Genomic DNA, 17,725 nt, shown 5'->3' with positions numbered 1-17,725 from the left:
CTCCGGGGGTGCCGGGGGGTACGGGGTTGAGGTGGTGGTCGAGGATGTAGGTGCGGGTGTTCCAGACGGGGGTTCCGATGGGTGCGGTGGGGGTGTTGGCTCCTGGTGTGGTGGGTGCGGCGGTGACGTCGACGGCCGCCTCCGTGGGGCCGTAGAGATTGACCAGCTCCGCTCCCTGGGGGTTGCCGTGGTGGAAGCGGTCGACCAGGTCGGTGGTCAGGGCCTCACCACTGCACACCACCAACCGCAGGGCCGGGGTCGCGTCCACCGGATGCGCGGCCAGATACGCCGCGAGCATCGAGGGCACGAAATGGCAGACGGTGACGTGCTCTTCGGCGATCAGCGCCGCCAGATAGTCGGGGTCCTTGTGTCCGTCGGGGCGGGCGATGACGAGGGGTATGCCCTGGGCGAGGGGCCAGAAGAGTTCCCAGACGGAGACGTCGAAGCTGGTGGGGGTCTTCTGGAGGACCCGGTCGTCGGCCGTGAGGTCGTAGGCGTGTTGCATCCACCGGAGTCGGTTGACGATCGCCCGGTGTTCGACCAGAACGCCCTTGGGACGGCCGGTGGAACCGCTGGTGAAGATCAGATACGCGGGATGGTCCGGCAGCAGCGGTCGGGTCCGGTCCGCGTCCGTCACCGGCCCGTCCGGCGACGACGCCAGCCGTTCCGCCGTCTCCGGGGCGTCCAGCGTCAGCACGGCCGTGCCCTCCGGTACCGGGATCGCCGCCGCCGAAGTGCCGTCGGCGAGCAGACAGACCGGCCGGGCCGTATCCGCCATATAGGCCAGCCGATCCGTCGGCAGCGACGGGTCCAGCGGGAGGTAGGCGGCGCCGGCGCGGACGACGGCGTGCAGGGCGATGAGGAGTTCGGGGGAGCGGGGGAGGGCGACGGCGACGATCGTCTCGGGTCCCGCGTCTCGGGCGATGAGCAGTCGGGCGAGTCGGTTGACGGCGGATTCGAAGTCGGGGCGGGAGGTTTCGGTGGATTCGAAGACCAGGGCCGGGGCTTGGGCGTCCTTCGCTCCGGCGGTGACGAGGTCGGCGAGCGTTGTGGGCCCGTCGAGGGTGACGGCGGTGTCGTTGAAGCCGTGCAGGATCAGGTCCCGCTCGGCGTCGTCGAGGAGGGTGATCTCCGAGAGGCGTACCGACGGATCAGCGGCCACCGCTTCCAGCAGCCGGATCAGCCGCTCGGCCAGCACCGCCACCGTCGACTCGTCGAAGAGATCCGCCGCGTAACGGATCCCGCAGGTCATTCCGGCCGGACCCGAATCCTCCACCGGCGGGACGCGCCGGAACAGCACCTCCAGATCGAACTTGGCCGCGCCCTCGCCGACCGGCGCCTCGGCGACCGTGAGCCCGGCCCCGAAGAGCCCGGCCGGGACGCCGTCACCCCCTTCGTAGGCGACCATCGTCTGGAACAGCGGATGCCGCGACAGCGACCGCTCGGGCGACACCGCCTCCACCACCGCGTCGAACGGCAGCTCCGCGTGGTCCAGCGCACCCGTCGCCGCCCGCGCCGTCCGGTCCAGCAGCTCGGCGAACGAGGGGTTCCCCGCCAGATCGGCCCGGAGTACCAGCGTATTGACGAAGAAACCGACCAGCGGATCGAGCGATTCCGCCGATCGTCCCGACGCGGGGAAGCCCAGCGGTACGTCGTCCCCGGCGCCCAGCCGGTGCAGCAGCCCGGCGAGCGCCGCCGACACCACGGTGAACGCGGTCGTCCCCCGGTCCCGCGCCAGCGCCGTGAGACCGGACACCAGCCGCTCCGGCAGGGTCACCGTCAGGGTGCCTCCCCGGTGCGATGGCATCGAGGGCCGGGGCCGGTCGGCGGGCAGGGCGATCTCGGCCGGGAGTCCGGCGAGGGTGTCGCGCCAGTACGCGGTCTCGGCGGCGGCCCGCGAGTCCGGGTCCTCCGGCTCGCCCAGCGTCTCCCGCTGCCAGAGCGCGTAGTCCGCGTACTGCACCGGCAGCGGACCGAACTCCGGCCCGGCGCCCGCCGTACGCGCCGTGTACGCCCCGGCCAGATCGGCCAGGAACGGGCCCGTCGACCACTCGTCGGACGCGATGTGATGGAAGAGGGCCAGCAGCGTGTGGGTTCCGGCGCCCTCCGACACCAGCGTCACCCGCAGCGGGATCTCCCGCGCCAGATCGAACGCGTATCTGGCGGCCTCCGCCACGGCGGCGTCCGTGCCGCCTTCCGGGACCGCCGTCACGGCGAACGGCACCACGGCCCCGGCCGCCGGAAGGACCCGCTGGAACGGGCCCGCCGCGTCCTCCCCGAAGACCGTGCGCAGCGCCTCGTGCCGGGCCACCACATCGGCCACCGCCGCGCGCAGCGCGTCGGTGTCCAACGCGCCGCGCAGCCGGACCGCGAGCGGCACGTTGTACGTCGCCGACGGGCCTTCGAGGCCGTGCAGGAACCACAGCCGGGACTGGGCGAGGGACATCGGCAGCCGGTCCGGCCTGGCCGACGCCACCGGACCCGGCCGGTCCGGGCCCGACCGGCCGGACAGCCGCTCGGCGAGCCCGGCGACCGTACGCCCCTCGAACACATCCCGTACCGAGCACGCCGTACCGGCCGCCCGCAGCCGGGCCACCAGCCGGGTCGCCAGCAGCGAATGCCCGCCCAGCCGGAAGAAGTCGTCGTCGGCGCCGACCGCCGAAAGCCCCAGCAGCCCGGCGAAGACCTCCGCGATCCGCTGTTCGGCGGGACCGCTCGGCGCCCGGGACGCCCCGGTCGCCGCCCTGGGCCCCGGTACCGGCAGCGCCGCCTTGTCCAGCTTCCCGTTGACCGTCGTCGGCAGTACCGGTACCACCAGCACGGCCACCGGAACCAGATGCTCCGGCAGGGTCGCCGCCAGCCGCCGCCGCAGCTCCTCCGGGTCCGCGTCCCCGGCCACCGCGTAGCCGACCAGCTCCGGCACGCCCACCGCGCCCGGCAGATCGTCGCGGACCACCACGGCCGCCGCCGACACCCCCGCCAGCGCGGCCAGCGCCGCCTCCACCTCGCCCGGCTCCACCCGGAACCCGCGGATCTTCACCTGGTCGTCGGCGCGGCCCAGGAACTCCAGCAGCCCGTCGGCCCGCCACCGGGCCAGGTCGCCCGTCCGGTACATCCGGGTCCCCGCCGGGCCGAACGGATCGGCCGTGAACCGCTCGGCGGTCAGCGCCGGACGGTTCAGATAGCCGCGGGCGTGCTGATCGCCCGCCAGATACAGTTCGCCCGCCACCCCGGGCGGGACCGGCCGCAGCCGGGCGTCCAGCACATACGCCCGGGAGTTGACCAGCGGACGGCCGACCACGGGGGTGGGGCAGTCGGACACCCGCGCCATCAGGGCGTCGACGGTGAACTCGGTCGGCCCGTAGAAGTTGACGACCTCCATGCCGGGGACGTCCCGCAGCTCCGCCCAGAGACCCGGCGGCAGCGCCTCGCCGCCGAGCAGGAACAGCGGCGGCCGCCACTCCCCGGTCAGCAGGCCCGCGTCCACCAGCTGCGTACCGAACGACGGGGTGACGTCCAGGACGTCGATCCGGTGCTCACGGACATAGGCCACGACCCCCTCGGCGTCCCGCCGCCCGTACTCGTCCAGGACGTGCAGCTCGTGCCCCGCCACCAGCCACAGCAGCTGATCCCAGGACGAGTCGAACGCGAACGACGCGGTGTGCGCGGCCCGTACCCGGCGGCCCAGCCGCTCGGTGACCGGCCCGTACAGCGACAGCTCGTGGTCCCGGAAGAGCCGGTTCAGACCGGCGTGCCGCAGGACGACACCCTTCGGCACCCCGGTGGAGCCCGAGGTGTGGATGACATACGCCGCGTGCTCGGGATCCACCGGTACCGCCGGTGCCGGAACCGCCGCCGCCAGGCGCTCCACGGTCCCCGGCTCGTCCAGCACCACCGCGGGCAGCCCCGGTGCCAGTCCGGCGGCCGAACGGGTCGTCACCACGCACACCGGCGCCGCGTCCGCGACCATGAACGCGATCCGCTCCGCCGGATGGTCCGGATCGAGCGGCAGATACGCCGCCCCCGCCCTCAGCACCGCCAGCACCGCCACCACGGCGTCCGCCGAACGGGGCACGGCCAGCGCCACCACCGTGTCGGGGCCCGCGCCCGCCGAGGTCAGCAGCGTCGCCAGCCGGCCCGCCCGGTCGTCCAGCTCGGCGAAGGTCAGCCGCTCCCCGCCCGCCACCACGGCGACCGCGTCCGGGTGCGCCGCGACGCTCGCCGCGAACAGCTCCGTCACCGGCTCGGGGCCCACCGGGCGGCCGGTGTCGTTCCACCGCTCCAGCGCCGCCCGCTCACCGTCGGCCAGCAGCTCCCACTCCGAGATCCGGCTCTCCGGATCGGCGACCGCCAGGGCCAGGACCCGCAGCAGCCGGTCCGTCAGCGCCTCCGCCGTCGCCCGGTCGAAGCGGGCCGTCGCGTAGAACACCTCCAGCTCCAGGCCCGTGCCGTGGGCGGTGTCCGCGAAGGTGATGTCCAGATCGAACTTGGCGGCGCCCGGATCGATCCGCTCCACCCGGGACGGCAGCCCGAACAGCCGGTCCAGGTCCTGGCTGACGGTGCTGTGCGAGACCATGGTCTGGAACAGCGGGTGGCGGACCGGGGACCGCTCCGGGGCCACCGCCTCCACCACCGCGTCGAACGGCAGCTCCGCGTGGTCCAGGGCGGCCAGATCGGCGGCCCGGACCCGGGCCAGCAGCCCGGCGAAGGTCGGATCGCCCCCGGCGTCGGTCCGGAGCGCCAGGGTGTTGACGAAGAAGCCGACCAGATCGTCCAGTACGGTCTCGGACCGCCCGGCGACCGGGGTACCGAGCACGATGTCGTCCCCGGCGCCCAGCCGGTGCAGCAGCGCCGCGACCGCCGCGTGGACCACCATGAAGACGCTGGTACCGGACTCCCGGGCCAGCCGCCGTACCCCCACCGCCACCGCGTCCGGCACCGGACGGAACACCATCGCGCCCGCCGAAGCCTCCGCCGCCGTCGCCGGGCGGGCCCGGTCCGCCGGGAGTTCGAGCTCGGCGGGTGCGCCCGCCAGGGCGTCACGCCAGTACGCGGCACCCGCCGCCGCGGGCGAACCCGCCTCGGAGACCTCCCCCAGCGTTTCCCGCTGCCAGATCGCGTAGTCCGCGTACTGCACCGGCAGCGGTTCGAACGCGGGCGCGCCGCCCGCCCGCCGGGCCTCGTACGCCACCGTCAGACCCGACAGGAACGGGCCCATCGACCACTCGTCGGACGCGATGTGATGCAACAGCACCACCAGGACGTCCCCACCCGCACCGGACCGGACCAGGGTGACCCGGACCGGCGCCTCGGACGTCAGATCGAAACGGTGGCCGAGCGCCGCCGCCGTCGCGGCGTCCACCGCCCCCTGGGCGTCCCCGGCCGTCACCACCCGCAGCCGGACCCCGGCCGCCCCGGGGGACAGCACCCGCTGCGCGGGCACCCCGTCCCGCTCCTCGAACACGGTCCGCAGCGTCTCGTGCCGGGCCACCACATCGCCCAGCGCCGCGTCCAGCGCCACCGCGTCGAGCCGCTCGTCGAACCGTACGGCGAACGGGATGTTGTAGGTCGCCGACGGCCCCTCCAGCTGGTGCAGGAACCAGAGCCGCCGCTGCGCGTACGACAGCGGTACGGTCGCCGGGCGCTCCACCGCGACCGGCGGCCGGTGGCCCGCGACGGCCCGCCCGCCCAGCCGCTCGGCCAGCGCCCGCGCCGTACGAGCCTCGAACACATCGCGGATCGCGCACTCGGCGCCCAGCGCCCGGCGCAGCCGGGCCACCACCCGGGAGGCGAGCAGCGAGTGCCCGCCGAAGGCGAAGAAGTCGTCGTCCGGGGCGAACTCCGGTACGCCCAGCACATCGGCGAGTACCCCGGTGACGATCTCCTCACGGGCGCCGCGCGGCCCGCGCCCGCCCCCGCCGCCCGCCTCGGCGGACGGCACGGGGAGCGCCTTGCGGTCGACCTTGCCGTTGGCGGTGAGCGGGAACGCGTCCAGCACCACCACCACGGCCGGGACCATATAGGCGGGCAGCACCCCGGCGGCGGCCCGCAGCACCCCGGCGGGATCGGGCGACCGGCCGTCGGCGCCCCGGGTGACATAGCCGACCAGCCGTTCGGCGCCCGGCTCGTCCTCCCGGACCACGGCGACCGCGCGCCCGGTCCCGGCCGCCGCCGCCAGCGCCGCCTCGACCTCGCCCAGTTCGATCCGGTGCCCGCGCAGCTTCACCTGGTCGTCGGCGCGGCCCAGGAACTCCAGCCCGCCGTCCGCGCCCCGGCGCACCAGGTCACCCGTGCGGTACATCCGGGACCCCGGCGGGCCGTACGGATCGGCCGTGAACCGCTCCGAGGTCAGCGCCGGACGCCCCAGATAGCCCCGGGCCAGCTGACGGCCCGCCAGATACAGCTCTCCGGTACGGCCCGGCGGCACCGGCCGCAGCGCCCCGTCGAGCACATGGGCCCGGGTGTTCGGATACGGCCGCCCGATACCGGGCACCCCGGTGTGGTCCGCCGCCAGCTCCGCCGACGTCGCCCAGACGGTGACCTCGGTGGGGCCGTACACATTGGTCACCGACCGGCCGGTACGGGCCAGCCGTTCGGCCAGCCCCGCGGGCAGCGCCTCGCCGCCGACCAGGATCCGGGTCCCGGCCAGGGTCGTCGGCGCGCCTTCGGCCAGCAGCGCCTGCCAGAGCGACGGGGTGGCCTGGACGACCGCCGGGCGGTGGTCGTCGATCAGGGCGGCCAGCGCGGCCGGGTCCCGGACGGTGTCCCGGTCGGCGAGGACGACGGCGGCCCCGTGGAGCAGCGGGGTGTGCAGCTCCAGGACATGGATGTCGAAGGAGACGGTGGTGACGGCGACCAGCCGGTCGCCCGGTCCGAGACCCAGCGCCCCGGTCTGGGTGTCGAGGAAGGCGGCGAGCGCCGCGTGCGGGACGACGACCCCCTTCGGGCGGCCCGTGGAGCCCGAGGTGTGGATGACGTACGCGGGGTGGTCCCCGGTCAGCGGGGCGAGCCGGTCGCCGTCGCCGACCGGGCCGTCCGGCAGGGCGGCGAGTTCGGCGAGGACGTCAGGGGCGTCCAGCACGATCCGTTCCGTACCGGGCGCGTCGGGCGCGTCGGCGGCGCCGTCCAGGGTGGTCAGCACACAGACCGGGCGGGCGTCGTCCACCATGAACCGGAGCCGGTCGGCCGGGTATTCGAGATCGAGCGGCAGATAGGCGCCACCGGACTTGAGGACCGCGAGCAGCGCCACCATCAGCTCGGCCCGGCGGGGTACGGCGATCCCGACGAAGGACTCGGGGCCGACGCCCCGGGAGATCAGCAGCCGGGCCAGCCGGCCCGCCGCCGCGTGCAGCGCGGCATGGCTGAGGACGGTCTCCCCGGCGATCACCGCGGGCAGGTCGGGATGGCGGCGCGCGGCCTCCTCGAACCGGGCCGTGACCGGGGCGTCCGGGACGGTCCGCTCCGGGCCGCGGGCCGCCGCGACGGCCTCGGCGAGCGCGGCCGGGCCGAGCAGATCGGGCGCCCCGACCGGCGCGTCGGGACCGGCCTCGGCACAGGCCGCGAGGAAACCGGTGAACTCGGCGAGCAGCGCGTCGACCGCGGCCCGGTCGTAGGCGAGGGGATTGGCGTCCAGCTCCAGCCGGATCGTGCCGTCGGCCTCGTCGTGGTGGACGCCGAGGGTCAGATCGTCGACGGGCCCGGCGGCCACGTTGTGCACGGTGGCGGGCGCCCCGGCGAAACTCAGTCCGTAGTCGAAGGACTTGACGTTCACCATCGGGCCGAAGACGGCGGTCCCCTCCGTCACCCCCGGACCCAGCTCGCGGCGGATCTCCTCGGCGCGGTACCGCTGATGGCGGCGGAGCCCCCGGACCCCGTCGGCGACCTCCGCCGTCAGCCGTCCGAACGGGGTTCCCGGCGCGACCCCCACCCGCAGCGGGAGGACGTTCACCACCATCGCGGGCACCCGCAGCGCGGCCGTGCCGAGCCGGGCCATCGCGGGCAGGGAGAGGACGACGTCCCGGGTGCCCTGTGCCCGGTGCGTCCAGGCCGCGAAGGCCGCGGTCACCGCGTCCGCCCAGCTCGCCTTCACCGACCGGGCCGAGGCCAGCAGCCGGGCGGTGGGCCCGGGGCCCAGCTCGGACCGGGCGCGCAGGAAGGAGTGGGCCGCCGGATGGACGGCGCCGGAGAGCGGAGCGGGCTCCGGCAGCCCCGCCAGCCGCTCCCGCCAGTAGGCCCGGTCCGTCTCCCGGCGCCCGGTGTCGCGGTAGGCGGCCTCCTCCTCGACCACGGCCGACAGCGGCGGGAACGGGCTGGCACCGGGCTCGCGGCCGTCGGCGAGTGCCGTGTACACCTCGGCGGCGCGCCGCGACACCAGGGAGAAGCCGTAGGCGTCGAGGGCGATGTGATGGACCCGCTGGTACCAGAGGAACCGGTCCTCGGCGACGCGGTGCAGGGTGAACAGCCACAGGGCGTCCCGCGCCGGGTCCACCGGCGTCGCCATGTCACGGTGCATCAGCTCGATCGCCGTACCGTACGGATCGTCCTGCCCGGTGTGGTCCAGGACGGGCAGTACCGGCTCGGGCCCGGGCGCGGCCGGGACGAGCTGGTACGGCTCCCCGTCGGCGTCCTCGGCGAACCGGGCGGTCAGCGCCTCGCACTCGGCGACCGTGTGCCGCAGCGCGGCCGTGAACAACTCGGCGTCGAGGGCGCCGTGGATCTCCAGGTACTGGCCGACGTTGTAGACCGGGGACGCCGGATCGAGCCGCTGGCCGTACCAGACTCCGGCCTGTGCCCCGGTGAGGGGAAGGCGCTGCGGGATGTGGTCGCTCATGGGTGGTGCTCCAGAGGTCGTCGGCGGACCGGGGCGGCGGTCGGCCGGGGCGTACGGTGCGGGGCGACGGGGGCGGGGAAGGGCGTCGGCCGGGGCGGGGCGTCAGCCGCGCGGCGCGGCCGGGGTGTCCCGGACGGCCGGGGCCGGACCGGCGTCCGGCGGTGCGTCGTCGTCGGCCCCGGGGGCCTTGGGCAGGGTGGCCCGGCGCAGTCCGGGGACGGCCAGGGCGACGGCCGCGGCGGCGGCGATACAGACGGCGCCGTTGATCACGGCGGCGCCCGAGGGCCCGAACCAGCGGGCGACGGCGGCCACTTCGACATCGCCGACGATGCCGCCGGTGGTGCCCTGGGTGGTGATCACGCTCACGATCCGGCCGCGCATCGCGTCCGGTGTGTGGTGCTGGACCAGCGCGTATTCCAGGATCTCGTAGACCGTACCGGCGGCCCCGCCGACGGCGAGCAGGGCGAACGCGACGGCCGGCGTGCCGCTCAGACCGAAGCCGAGGGTGGCCACGCCACCGGTGAAGGCGGCCATCAGCAGCAGCCGTCCGGGGCGGGCGACCCGGGAGAGCCAGCCACTGGTGGCGGAGACCAGGACGGCGCCGACGGCGGGCGCCGAGTAGAGCAGCCCCAGCATCACCTCGTCGCCGCCGAAGGTCCGGTCCACCATCTCGGGGAAGAGCACCACGGGCACGTTGAACAGGGCGGTGACCCCGCCGAGCAGCAGCAGTCCGCCGACCACCCGGTTCCGTACGGCGAACCGGAAGGCGTCGAGCAGGGAACCGGAGTCCTCGGTACCGTCGTCGGCGTCGTCTCCATCGTCGGTGGTATCCGGATCCGCGCCGCCCGGCGGCAGCGACCTGACCCGGGTGACGAGGGCGGTGGTGAGGGCGGTGGTGACGGCGGCCACGGTGTAGACCGGTGCCGGACCCCAGAGGGCGAGCAGCACACCGCCCAGGAACGGGGCGCCGATGGAGCCGATCTCACCGGTGAGGGAGACCAGCGCGGCGGCGGCCGGCAGCTGGTCGTCCCGGACCAGGGTGGGGGCGGCGGCCATCAGGGCGGTGACACTGACACCCGTGGCCAGTCCGTCCCAGGCGACGCAGAGCCAGATCGCCCACAGGGTGGGCTCGGGGAGGAAGGCGTTGACGGCGAGACCGGCGAAGGCCAGCGCCGCCGCGCCCCGGGCCCGGACGATCAGTGTCCGCCGGTCGGTGCGGTCGGCCGCCACCCCGCCCCAGAGGGAGCCGAGCAGTACGCAGATGCTCATGATCATGCTGACCACGGCCACCTGGAAGGTGGACCGGGTCATGTCCCACACCTGGGCGGCCAGGGCGACGGACGCCATACCGAGGCCGAACAACGACACCAGACGAGCGGTGAAGACCGCCCGGAAGTCGGGTGAGTCGCGCAGCGGTGCGATGTCGATGACGAGGTCGCGCAGGGGCACGGGGCACTCCGGGAGAGGGGGACGGATCGACGGACGGGCAGGGGCCGGACGGGGTGTGCGTACGGATCAGGGCGCGGCGGGCGCGAGCAGAACCGACCACTCCCGCAGGGTGGGGCGCTCGGCGAGGTCGACGAAGGCGATCTCCGCGCCCTCCGCGCGCCAGCGGGACACCAGCGACATCAGCCGGATCGAGTCGAGGCCCTGGTCCAGCAGGTTCTCGTCGGGGTCGATCTCGCCCGGTTCGGCGCAGAGCACGTCCGTGACGTCCTGCAGCAGTCGGTCGAGGGCGAACGGCCCGGCGGGCAGGGGAGCGGCGGCGGATGCGGTCATGTCAGCGATTACTTCCTCTGATGAATCGGGGAAGGCCGACCTCACCAGTCACTTAGGTAAGGCTAACCTAATCTTTGTGATCTCAGTCGTCGAGCTCCCCGCGGGGCCGGTCAGACCGGCCCGCCAGGGAGACGTACAGGCCCTCTTCGCGCTCTCCCGGACCTTTGTCGCCTCCGGAGAGCTGCGCCCCCGCCCCCTCGCCCACTACCGCACGCGCATAGGGGAGTTCCTCCTCGCGGAGGGCGCCCCCGGCGAAAGCCCGGCCGGCTGCGTGGCCGTACGGGACGAGGGAAGGGACGGGGCCGTGCTGCACAACTTCTGCGTGGCGCACGGAAGTCAGGGCCGGGGAATCGGTTCGGCCCTGCTGCGGGCCGCGCTGGACCGGGCCCGGCACGGCGGTGCGGTCCGGCTGTTCACGGCGACCACGGGCCCGGCCCGGCTCTTCCTCCGGAACGGGTTCGCCCCCGTGGCGCCGGAACGGGCCCCCGCCGCGTGGGCGGCGGCCCTGGACCCGGCCCGGGGTTCACGCGTCTACGAACTGAGGCTGTGACACCCGGCGGCGGTCAGCGCTCCGCCTCGGCGGCCACCAGGCCGGCGGGGCGGAGATCCGTCCAGTGCTCCTCGGTATAGGCGGCACAGCCCTGCCGGGTGTCCTCGCCGTGGACGATCCGCCAGCCGTCCGGCACCGCGGCGAAGGCGGGCCAGAGCGAGTGCTGGTTCTCGTCGTTGACGAGTACGAAGTAGCCGGCCTCGTCGTCCTCGAAGGGGTTGGTGGCCATCGGAATCTCCTCGGTCTTTCGGTCGCTCCGGCGATCTGCGCCGGTCGTGCGGTGTGATGGGTCTGTGTCGTCGGGGGAGCGGTGCCCCCGTGGTGTTTCCACGGCGTCGCGGCGGTCGCCGTACGCCGTTCACGGGCCGCGCCCGGCGCCGGGCGTACGGCCCCGGGGCCCACCGGCCCCCGCCCCGGCCCGGACGCCCCCGGTGACAACGCCCCCGGAGGCGAGGCGGGCCCGGGCCGGAGCGGTCAGCCCGACGCGGCGAACCGGGCCGCGAGAGCCGTCGTGGCCCGCGTCAGCCCGTCCGCCTCGGCGGCGTCGAACAGGGCCGCCGACCAGCGCCAGTCCACGGTCGCCCGGCAGCCGCCGCCGGGCGCGGCGGCCACCGTGACGGTCAGCTCCACCGGCCCGGCCAGCGGCGGTTCACCGCCTCCGGCGGCGGCGCCCGGCCACTCCCCGGCGGGGGCGGGACCCCAGCCGGCAGCGGACTTCGGACCGGTCAGCGCGTGCCGCCGCCGATAGGCGACACCACGCCCGGCCGGACCCTGGGGCCGTACGGAGGTCTGCGGATTGAGATGACGCAACTGCTCCTGGCCCCGGCCCCCGTCGGGCGCCTCCGCCAGCAGCCGCCGTACCGGCTCGGGACCCGCCGGATCCAGCGGCAGCCGTACGCCGTGCACCGTGGAGAGCCGTCCGGCCGTCCGCGGGGCCGCCGCCGGGCGCGGCAGCTCCAGCTCCACCGCCAGCCGGGCGCCGTCGTGCAGCCGGGCCCGGCCCGCGGCGGTCCGGGCCAGCGCGCCCAGCAGCGCCACGTCGACCGGATGCGGTCCCGGCGGCCCGGCGGGCCCCGGCACCTCGACGACCGTGCTCAGCCGGTGTCCGCCCGCCACCGCGGGCCAGGCCCGGGGCGCGGGCCCGGACGCCTGCGCCGTCCAGTACGGCAACTCCAGGACCCGCTCGGGCGACTGCGCCCGGGTCGCCAGCTCCGCCGCCCAGCCGGTCAGACCGCCCGGCTCGCCGAGGGCGCCCGGACGGGCCCCCGAACCGGCGAACCAGTCGTACAGCACCGGCAGTTCGTCCGCGATCAGCTGCCACGAGGCGTCGTCCACCGAGAGGGCGTGCGCCACCAGCAGCAGCCGCCCCGGCTCGGCCGGTCCCGCGTCGAACCAGACCGCCCGGAACACCCGCGCCCCGGCCGGATCCAGAGACTCCCCGGCGGCCCGGGCCGCCCGGGCCGTCAGCGCGTCCCGCCCGGCCGGATCCAGATCCGCCACCGGATACCGGCGCAACGTGCCGGGATCGGTCACGGCGGGCGCCGCCGACGGCGCCAGCACCTCCTGGCTCCACACCTCGTGCGCGCGGTGCAGCGCCAGCCGGAGCGCCGGATGACGCCGGGCCAGGGTGCCGACGGCGCGCCGCAGCGGCGCCGCCCGCAGCCCGGCCGGAACCCGCAGCAGGATGTGCTCATGGGCCCGTTCGGCGGGGCCGGGGGCCGCCCGCAGCCGGTACGCGGCGGGCAGCAGGGTCACCGGCCCCCGCTCGCGGTCCCCGGCGGGCGCGGGCGGCGTACGGGCCGGTTCCGCCGCGGCCCGTACCCCGCCCCCGGCCGGACCGCCCGCCAGGACACCGGTCATCCGCGCGGCGGGCTCCTCGGGCCGGGCCGCCCAGTCGCTCAGCAGGGCCGCGAAACCGGTGGCCTCCGCCGCCAGTTCGTCCGGCCGGTACAGCGCCGGATTGGCGTCCAGATCGAGCCGCAGCAGCCCCTCCGGGGTACGGGACGCGCTGATCGCCAACTCGTCCACCGGGCCCGACGCCAGGCTCACCACCCGGCCGGGGACCCCCGCGAAGTCCAGTTCGGTCTCGAAGGGCCGCAGATTGACCAGGGTTCCGGGCACCCGGTGCCCCCGGTGCTCCGGCCAGAGCGCCCGCGCCACCTCGGACCCCCGCACCCGCTGGTGGCGGCGGAGGAACGCGGTCTCGGCCGCCGCCCGGGCCAGCAGATCCCGGAAGGTGTCGGCGGGCCCGGCGGCGATCCGTACCGGCAGGATGTTCACCGCCGCCGATGGCACCCGCAGGGTGCCGGGCGCGGTCCGCGCCGCCGCGTAGACGGCGAGCAGCGCCTCCGGCGCCCCCGTCCGGGCCGCGGTGAACGCGGCGGTGGCCGCCAGCACGGCCTCGCCCCAGGTCACGCCCGCGCCCCGGGCCGCGCCCTCGACGGCCGCGGTCGCCGCCGACGGCAGGACCACGGTACGGCGGACGGCGGTGTCGGCGGGCGGCGCGCCCCGGCCGCGCAGCGGGCCCGGGCGGGCGGCCCCCGCCAGCCGCCCGGTCCAGGCGGCCAGATCGGCCCGGCGCTCGGCGGAGTCCGCGTACGCGCTCTCGGCCTCGACCAGCGCCGTCACCGGCGCGAACGGCGAGGGACCGGCGGCCCGGCCGCGCACGGCGGCCGAATACAGCTCGGCGACCCGGTGGTTGAGCAGGGCCAGACCGTGTCCGTCGACCGCCAGCTGATGGCAGAACTGCACCAGCAGATGATGGTCCCGGCCGACCGTGACCAGGACGCTCCCGGCCAGATCGGGGACCCCGTCCGGGCCCGGCGGCGCGGCCAGCAGATCCAGCCTCGGCGGACAGGCCAGCTGCCCCCGGACCAGCCGCAGGGCGGCCGCCACCGGATCGGCGGCGCCGGAGGTGTCGAGTACGGCGGGCCGCCGGGGCCCGCCCGTGGCGGGTACCGGGGTCTGCCGGGGCCCGTCGTGCCCCCGGGTGAGCCGGAACCGCAGCCAGGGGGCCTCGTCGAGGGCGTCGGCGACGGCGTCGCGCAGCGCCTCCGTGTCGACCGGGCCCATCAGCTCCACGTACTGGCCGACGTTGTGCCCCGCGTAATCGGGCGCCGCGGTCTGCGCGGCCAGGAACTCGGCCTGCGCGGCCGTCAGCGGGATCCCGGGACCGGACTCGCCGGGGGCGGCGGCCGGGGCCGGGGGGACGGCCGTGGGGGAGGGGGCGCCGGGAGGGAAGGTGGTGGTCACGGCTCAGCTCCGATGACCGGCGGGAAGGACGGCGGCGGGCTCGGGCGGCGGACCGTCCGGTGCGCGGTCGGCCCGTACGGCCCGCTCCGCGCCGTGCAGCAGCAGGGAGTCACGGATCTCGCCGGACCGTACCGCCAGGGTGGACAGCAGCGACGAGGTGATGCCGTGGCTGTGCTCGGTGGCGGCGCCCTGGACGTAGATCCCGGCCCGGACCCGGGACGTGGTGGCGATCCGGTGGTCCCGGCCGATCCGCAACCGCCCCTGACCGTCCGTCAGGCACTCGTCGCCCAGCGCGCCGAGCAACTCCCGGGGATCGGCGGCCCGGTAACCGGTGGCGTACACCACGGCGTCGCAGAGCAGGGGCTCCGTGGCGCCGGTCAGCAGGGAGCGGACCGTGGCCCGGACCCCGTCCGGCTGCTCGGCGACCCCGGTCAGCTCACTGGCGTTGAGGATCCGCAGCCGCTCGGTGCCGGTCACCTTCTCCTGGTAGACCGTCCGGTACAGCTGCTCGATCAGCTCGCCGTCGACCACCGAGTAGTTGGTGTTCCCGTGGTAGTCGAGCAGCCCCCGCTTGACCTCCTCCGGGGCGCCGAAGAAGGCGTCCACGGCCTCCGGGTCGAAGATCCGGTTGGCGAACGGGCTGTCGTCCGCCGGGCTGTACCCGTACCGGGTGAAGACGGCGCACACCTGGGCGCCGGGGAAGGCGCGGTGCAGATGGTCGGCGACCTCGGCCGCCGACTGGCCCGCCCCCACCACGGCGAACCGCCGGTGCCTCAGGGGGCCGGTCAGGGCCCGGGTGCGGTGCAGCAGCTCCGAGTTGTGCCAGATCCGCGGCCCGGCCCGGACCCCCTCCGGCAGCCGGGGCCGCAGCCCGGTCCCCAGCATCACATTGCGGGTCCGCAGCGGCCGGTCCCGGTCCCGGCCGGGCTCCCGGGCCGGGCCGCAGGCCACCTCCAGGACGTCCACCGGGCCGTCGCCCGGGGTGTCCGGTACGGGCCGGATCCCGGTGACCTCGGTGCCGTACACGGTCTGGGCCGTGAAGTCCTCGGCACACCAGCGGAGGTAGTCGTGGAATTCGACCCGGGTCGGGAAGAACGTCTTCTGGTTGATGAAGTCGGCCAGCCGCCCGTGCTCCCGCAGATAGTGCAGAAAGCTGTAAGGGCTGCTCGGATTCCGCTGGGTGACCAGGTCCTTGAGGAACGACACCTGCATGGTGGCGCCCTCCAGCAACATGCCGGGATGCCAGCTGAAACGATCCTGCCGCTCGATGAACGCCGATCTCAGCCCGTCGTGGGCGGCGCTCGCGGCGTTGTGCTCGGCGACGGCTATCGCCAGGGCCAGGTTGGCGGGGCCGAAGCCGATGCCCACCAGATCCAGAACTCCTGGAGACGGCTCCCCGGACCCGGCGTGCGCGTGTGGTGCGGACATGCCCATCCTTCCTCGGACTCACCCGGCTACTTAGGTAAGGCTGGCCTAACATCACCGATCGTTCAGGGAGTGTCAAGTGCGCTCAGCTGCGGAATCGAAGGCCCAACTGTGCGCCAACGCACCTGATCAGAGGGAGGATCGGGGAGGGCGGAGGCATATCGCGGCGGCGTCGGCGAGGCCCCGTACGCCCCGGCGCCGACCGCCCCTGAGCGGCCGGAACCAGGCGCCGCGGGGATCGCCGGGGCGCGGCGGCCGAGGACCGGGCGACGGTCCCGGGTGCCGGCCGCCCCCGGCGCGAGACCGCCCGGAGGACCGCGGGGGATCCTCCGGGCGGCCGGTTTTCAGAACGATGTGTTGGACGCGTTCGGTCCCGGGCTTGGACGGGCCGGAGCCGGTCCCGCGGTCACCGGTTCCGGTCCCGGCACGATCCGGGTTCCCGGCGGTTCGTCCGAGAACACCTCCAGCAGCAGGGAGTGCGGTACCCGCCCGTCCAGGACGTGCGCCGTCCCGACCCCGCCCCGGACCGCCCGCAGGCACCCCTCCATCTTGGGCGCCATCCCGCCGTCCAGCGTCGGCAGCAGCGCCGCCAGTTCGCCGGTCGTCAGCCGGGGCACCACCTCGGTGCCGTGCGGCCAGTCCGGTACGAGACCGGCGACGTCCGTGAGGACGACCAGTTTCTCCGCGCCGAGCGCCGCGGCCAGCGCGGCGGCGGCCAGATCGGCGTTGACGTTGTAGACCCCGGTGTCGCCCGGTTCGGCCCCGGCCGCGATCGGTGAGACCACCGGGATACGGCCCCGGTCCAGCAGCCCCCGTACCGTGTCCGGGTCGACCGTGACGACCTCGCCGACCTGCCCGATGTCCACGGCCCGCCCGTCGACCAGCGCCGGGCGCCGTACCGCCGTCATCGTCCTGGCGTCCTCGCCGGTCATCCCGACCGCGAACGGGCCGTGCTCGTTGATCAGCCCGACCAGCTCCCGCTGCACCTGTCCGGCCAGCACCATCCGGGCCACCTCCATCACCTCGGGGGTGGTCACCCGCAGTCCGGCCGCGAAGGTCACCTCCAGGTCCAGCCGCCGCAGCAGCGCGCTGATCTGGGGTCCGCCGCCGTGCACCACGACCGGTCTCAGTCCGGCGTAGCGCATGGAGACGACATCGGCGGCGAAGGCCCGCTTGAGCCCCTCGTCGACCATGGCGTGGCCGCCGAACTTGACCACGACGATCTGCTCCCGATGGCGTTCCAGCCAGGGCAGGGCTTCGATCACGGTCCTCGGCCGCGGATGCCGCGGATCGGTCAGATCGGTCATGGGTTCTCCATTTCCTCGACGAGACGGCGGGTGGTGCGGACGACGCCCCAGCGGGAGGCGGTCCAGCGCAGGGCGAGCGCGTGGTCGTCGGGATCGGTGTCGGCCACGGCGTCCGCCGCGACGAACGGCCGCATCCCGCGCATCCGGGCGTCGGCGGCGGTGAGGAGCACCCCGCCCGCCGCGAACAGTCCGCAGATCACCAGCTGGTCGCGGTCGCCCGCGGCGAGCACCCGGCCCAGATGGCTGCGGAGGAAGGCGTTCTCCCGTACGTAGGTGATGACATGGTCGCCCCGGCGGGGTATCGGCGCGCCGTCACCGGGTCCGGGGCTCGTGCCGGGGGCGTATCCGAACACCACGGGGACACCCCGGGCCCGGGCGGCGCCGCGCAGTGCCTCGGTATGGGCGAGCAGTCGGGCGCCCGGTTCGGCGGCCGCGGGGAAGGCGCTGAGGAAGCGGGGCTGCATGCCGAGGATCAGCAGTGCGGCCCGTTCGGGTTCGAGGGCCCAGTCGTGGGCGGAGCCGGGCAGCGCGGAGGCCGCGGGCATCGGATAGGGCGTGGCGGGGGGAAGATTCATGACCGGA

The 17,725-nt window shown here is 75.3% G+C and carries 9 protein-coding genes; 1 reads left to right on the top strand and 8 read right to left on the bottom strand.

What is annotated here, in order from left to right; all coding sequences use genetic code 11:
* The 3 genes from AB0G74_RS29995 to AB0G74_RS29985 form a co-directional block, all read right to left on the bottom strand.
* The coding region (locus AB0G74_RS29995) for an amino acid adenylation domain-containing protein (RefSeq protein ID WP_361152544.1) at positions 1–8,830 on the bottom strand (8,830 nt) is incomplete at its 3' end.
* A 102-nt stretch (positions 8,831–8,932) separates the two neighbouring features.
* The gene (entS, locus tag AB0G74_RS29990; RefSeq protein WP_361152542.1) at positions 8,933–10,279 is read right to left on the bottom strand and encodes an enterobactin transporter EntS; all 1,347 of its coding nucleotides are present in this window, start codon (positions 10,277–10,279) and stop codon (positions 8,933–8,935) included.
* 66 nt (positions 10,280–10,345) lie between these two features.
* Positions 10,346–10,609, bottom strand: a complete 264-nt coding sequence (locus AB0G74_RS29985) for a phosphopantetheine-binding protein (RefSeq protein WP_358829102.1) — start codon at positions 10,607–10,609, stop codon at positions 10,346–10,348.
* 76 nt (positions 10,610–10,685) lie between these two features.
* On the opposite strand from AB0G74_RS29985, the gene AB0G74_RS29980 reads away from it, so the two are divergent.
* Positions 10,686–11,159, top strand: a complete 474-nt coding sequence (locus AB0G74_RS29980; protein WP_361152539.1) for a GNAT family N-acetyltransferase — start codon at positions 10,686–10,688, stop codon at positions 11,157–11,159.
* A 13-nt stretch (positions 11,160–11,172) separates the two neighbouring features.
* On the opposite strand, the gene AB0G74_RS29975 is transcribed toward AB0G74_RS29980, so the two are convergent.
* The 5 genes from AB0G74_RS29975 to AB0G74_RS29955 form a co-directional block, all read right to left on the bottom strand.
* On the bottom strand, positions 11,173–11,388 hold the full coding sequence (locus tag AB0G74_RS29975; RefSeq protein ID WP_358829104.1) for an MbtH family protein: 216 nt from the start codon (positions 11,386–11,388) through the stop codon (positions 11,173–11,175).
* A 245-nt stretch (positions 11,389–11,633) separates the two neighbouring features.
* Positions 11,634–14,411 carry a condensation domain-containing protein gene (locus AB0G74_RS29970; RefSeq protein ID WP_361152536.1) on the bottom strand — a complete coding sequence of 926 codons (2,778 nt, stop codon included), beginning with the start codon at positions 14,409–14,411 and terminating at the stop codon, positions 11,634–11,636.
* A gap of 3 nt (positions 14,412–14,414) precedes the next feature.
* Positions 14,415–15,839 carry a lysine N(6)-hydroxylase/L-ornithine N(5)-oxygenase family protein gene (locus AB0G74_RS29965; RefSeq protein WP_361152533.1) on the bottom strand — a complete coding sequence of 475 codons (1,425 nt, stop codon included), beginning with the start codon at positions 15,837–15,839 and terminating at the stop codon, positions 14,415–14,417.
* A gap of 341 nt (positions 15,840–16,180) precedes the next feature.
* Positions 16,181–17,143 carry an acetylglutamate kinase gene (gene argB, locus AB0G74_RS29960; protein ID WP_361152530.1) on the bottom strand — a complete coding sequence of 321 codons (963 nt, stop codon included), beginning with the start codon at positions 17,141–17,143 and terminating at the stop codon, positions 16,181–16,183.
* The gene (locus AB0G74_RS29955) at positions 17,140–17,718 is read right to left on the bottom strand and encodes an isochorismatase family protein (protein WP_361152528.1); all 579 of its coding nucleotides are present in this window, start codon (positions 17,716–17,718) and stop codon (positions 17,140–17,142) included. Before AB0G74_RS29955 ends, argB begins: the two co-directional genes overlap by 4 nt.
* Between the last annotated feature and the right edge of the window lie 7 nt (positions 17,719–17,725).

The sequence above is a fragment of the Streptomyces sp. NPDC020875 genome, assembly GCF_040641415.1.
In the GTDB taxonomy this organism is placed as follows: domain Bacteria; phylum Actinomycetota; class Actinomycetes; order Streptomycetales; family Streptomycetaceae; genus Streptomyces.
This window is presented reverse-complemented; position numbering and strand designations above follow the sequence as displayed.

Bases quoted from the DNA above. Each gene is read 5' to 3' on its own strand.
- argB (WP_361152530.1), bottom strand. From the start codon at position 17,143: ATGACCGATCTGACCGATCCGCGGCATCCGCGGCCGAGGACCGTGATC.
- AB0G74_RS29955 (WP_361152528.1), bottom strand. From the start codon at position 17,718: ATGAATCTTCCCCCCGCCACGCCCTATCCGATGCCCGCGGCCTCCGCG.
- AB0G74_RS29985 (WP_358829102.1), bottom strand. From the start codon at position 10,609: ATGACCGCATCCGCCGCCGCTCCCCTGCCCGCCGGGCCGTTCGCCCTC.
- AB0G74_RS29975 (WP_358829104.1), bottom strand. From the start codon at position 11,388: ATGGCCACCAACCCCTTCGAGGACGACGAGGCCGGCTACTTCGTACTC.
- AB0G74_RS29965 (WP_361152533.1), bottom strand. From the start codon at position 15,839: ATGTCCGCACCACACGCGCACGCCGGGTCCGGGGAGCCGTCTCCAGGA.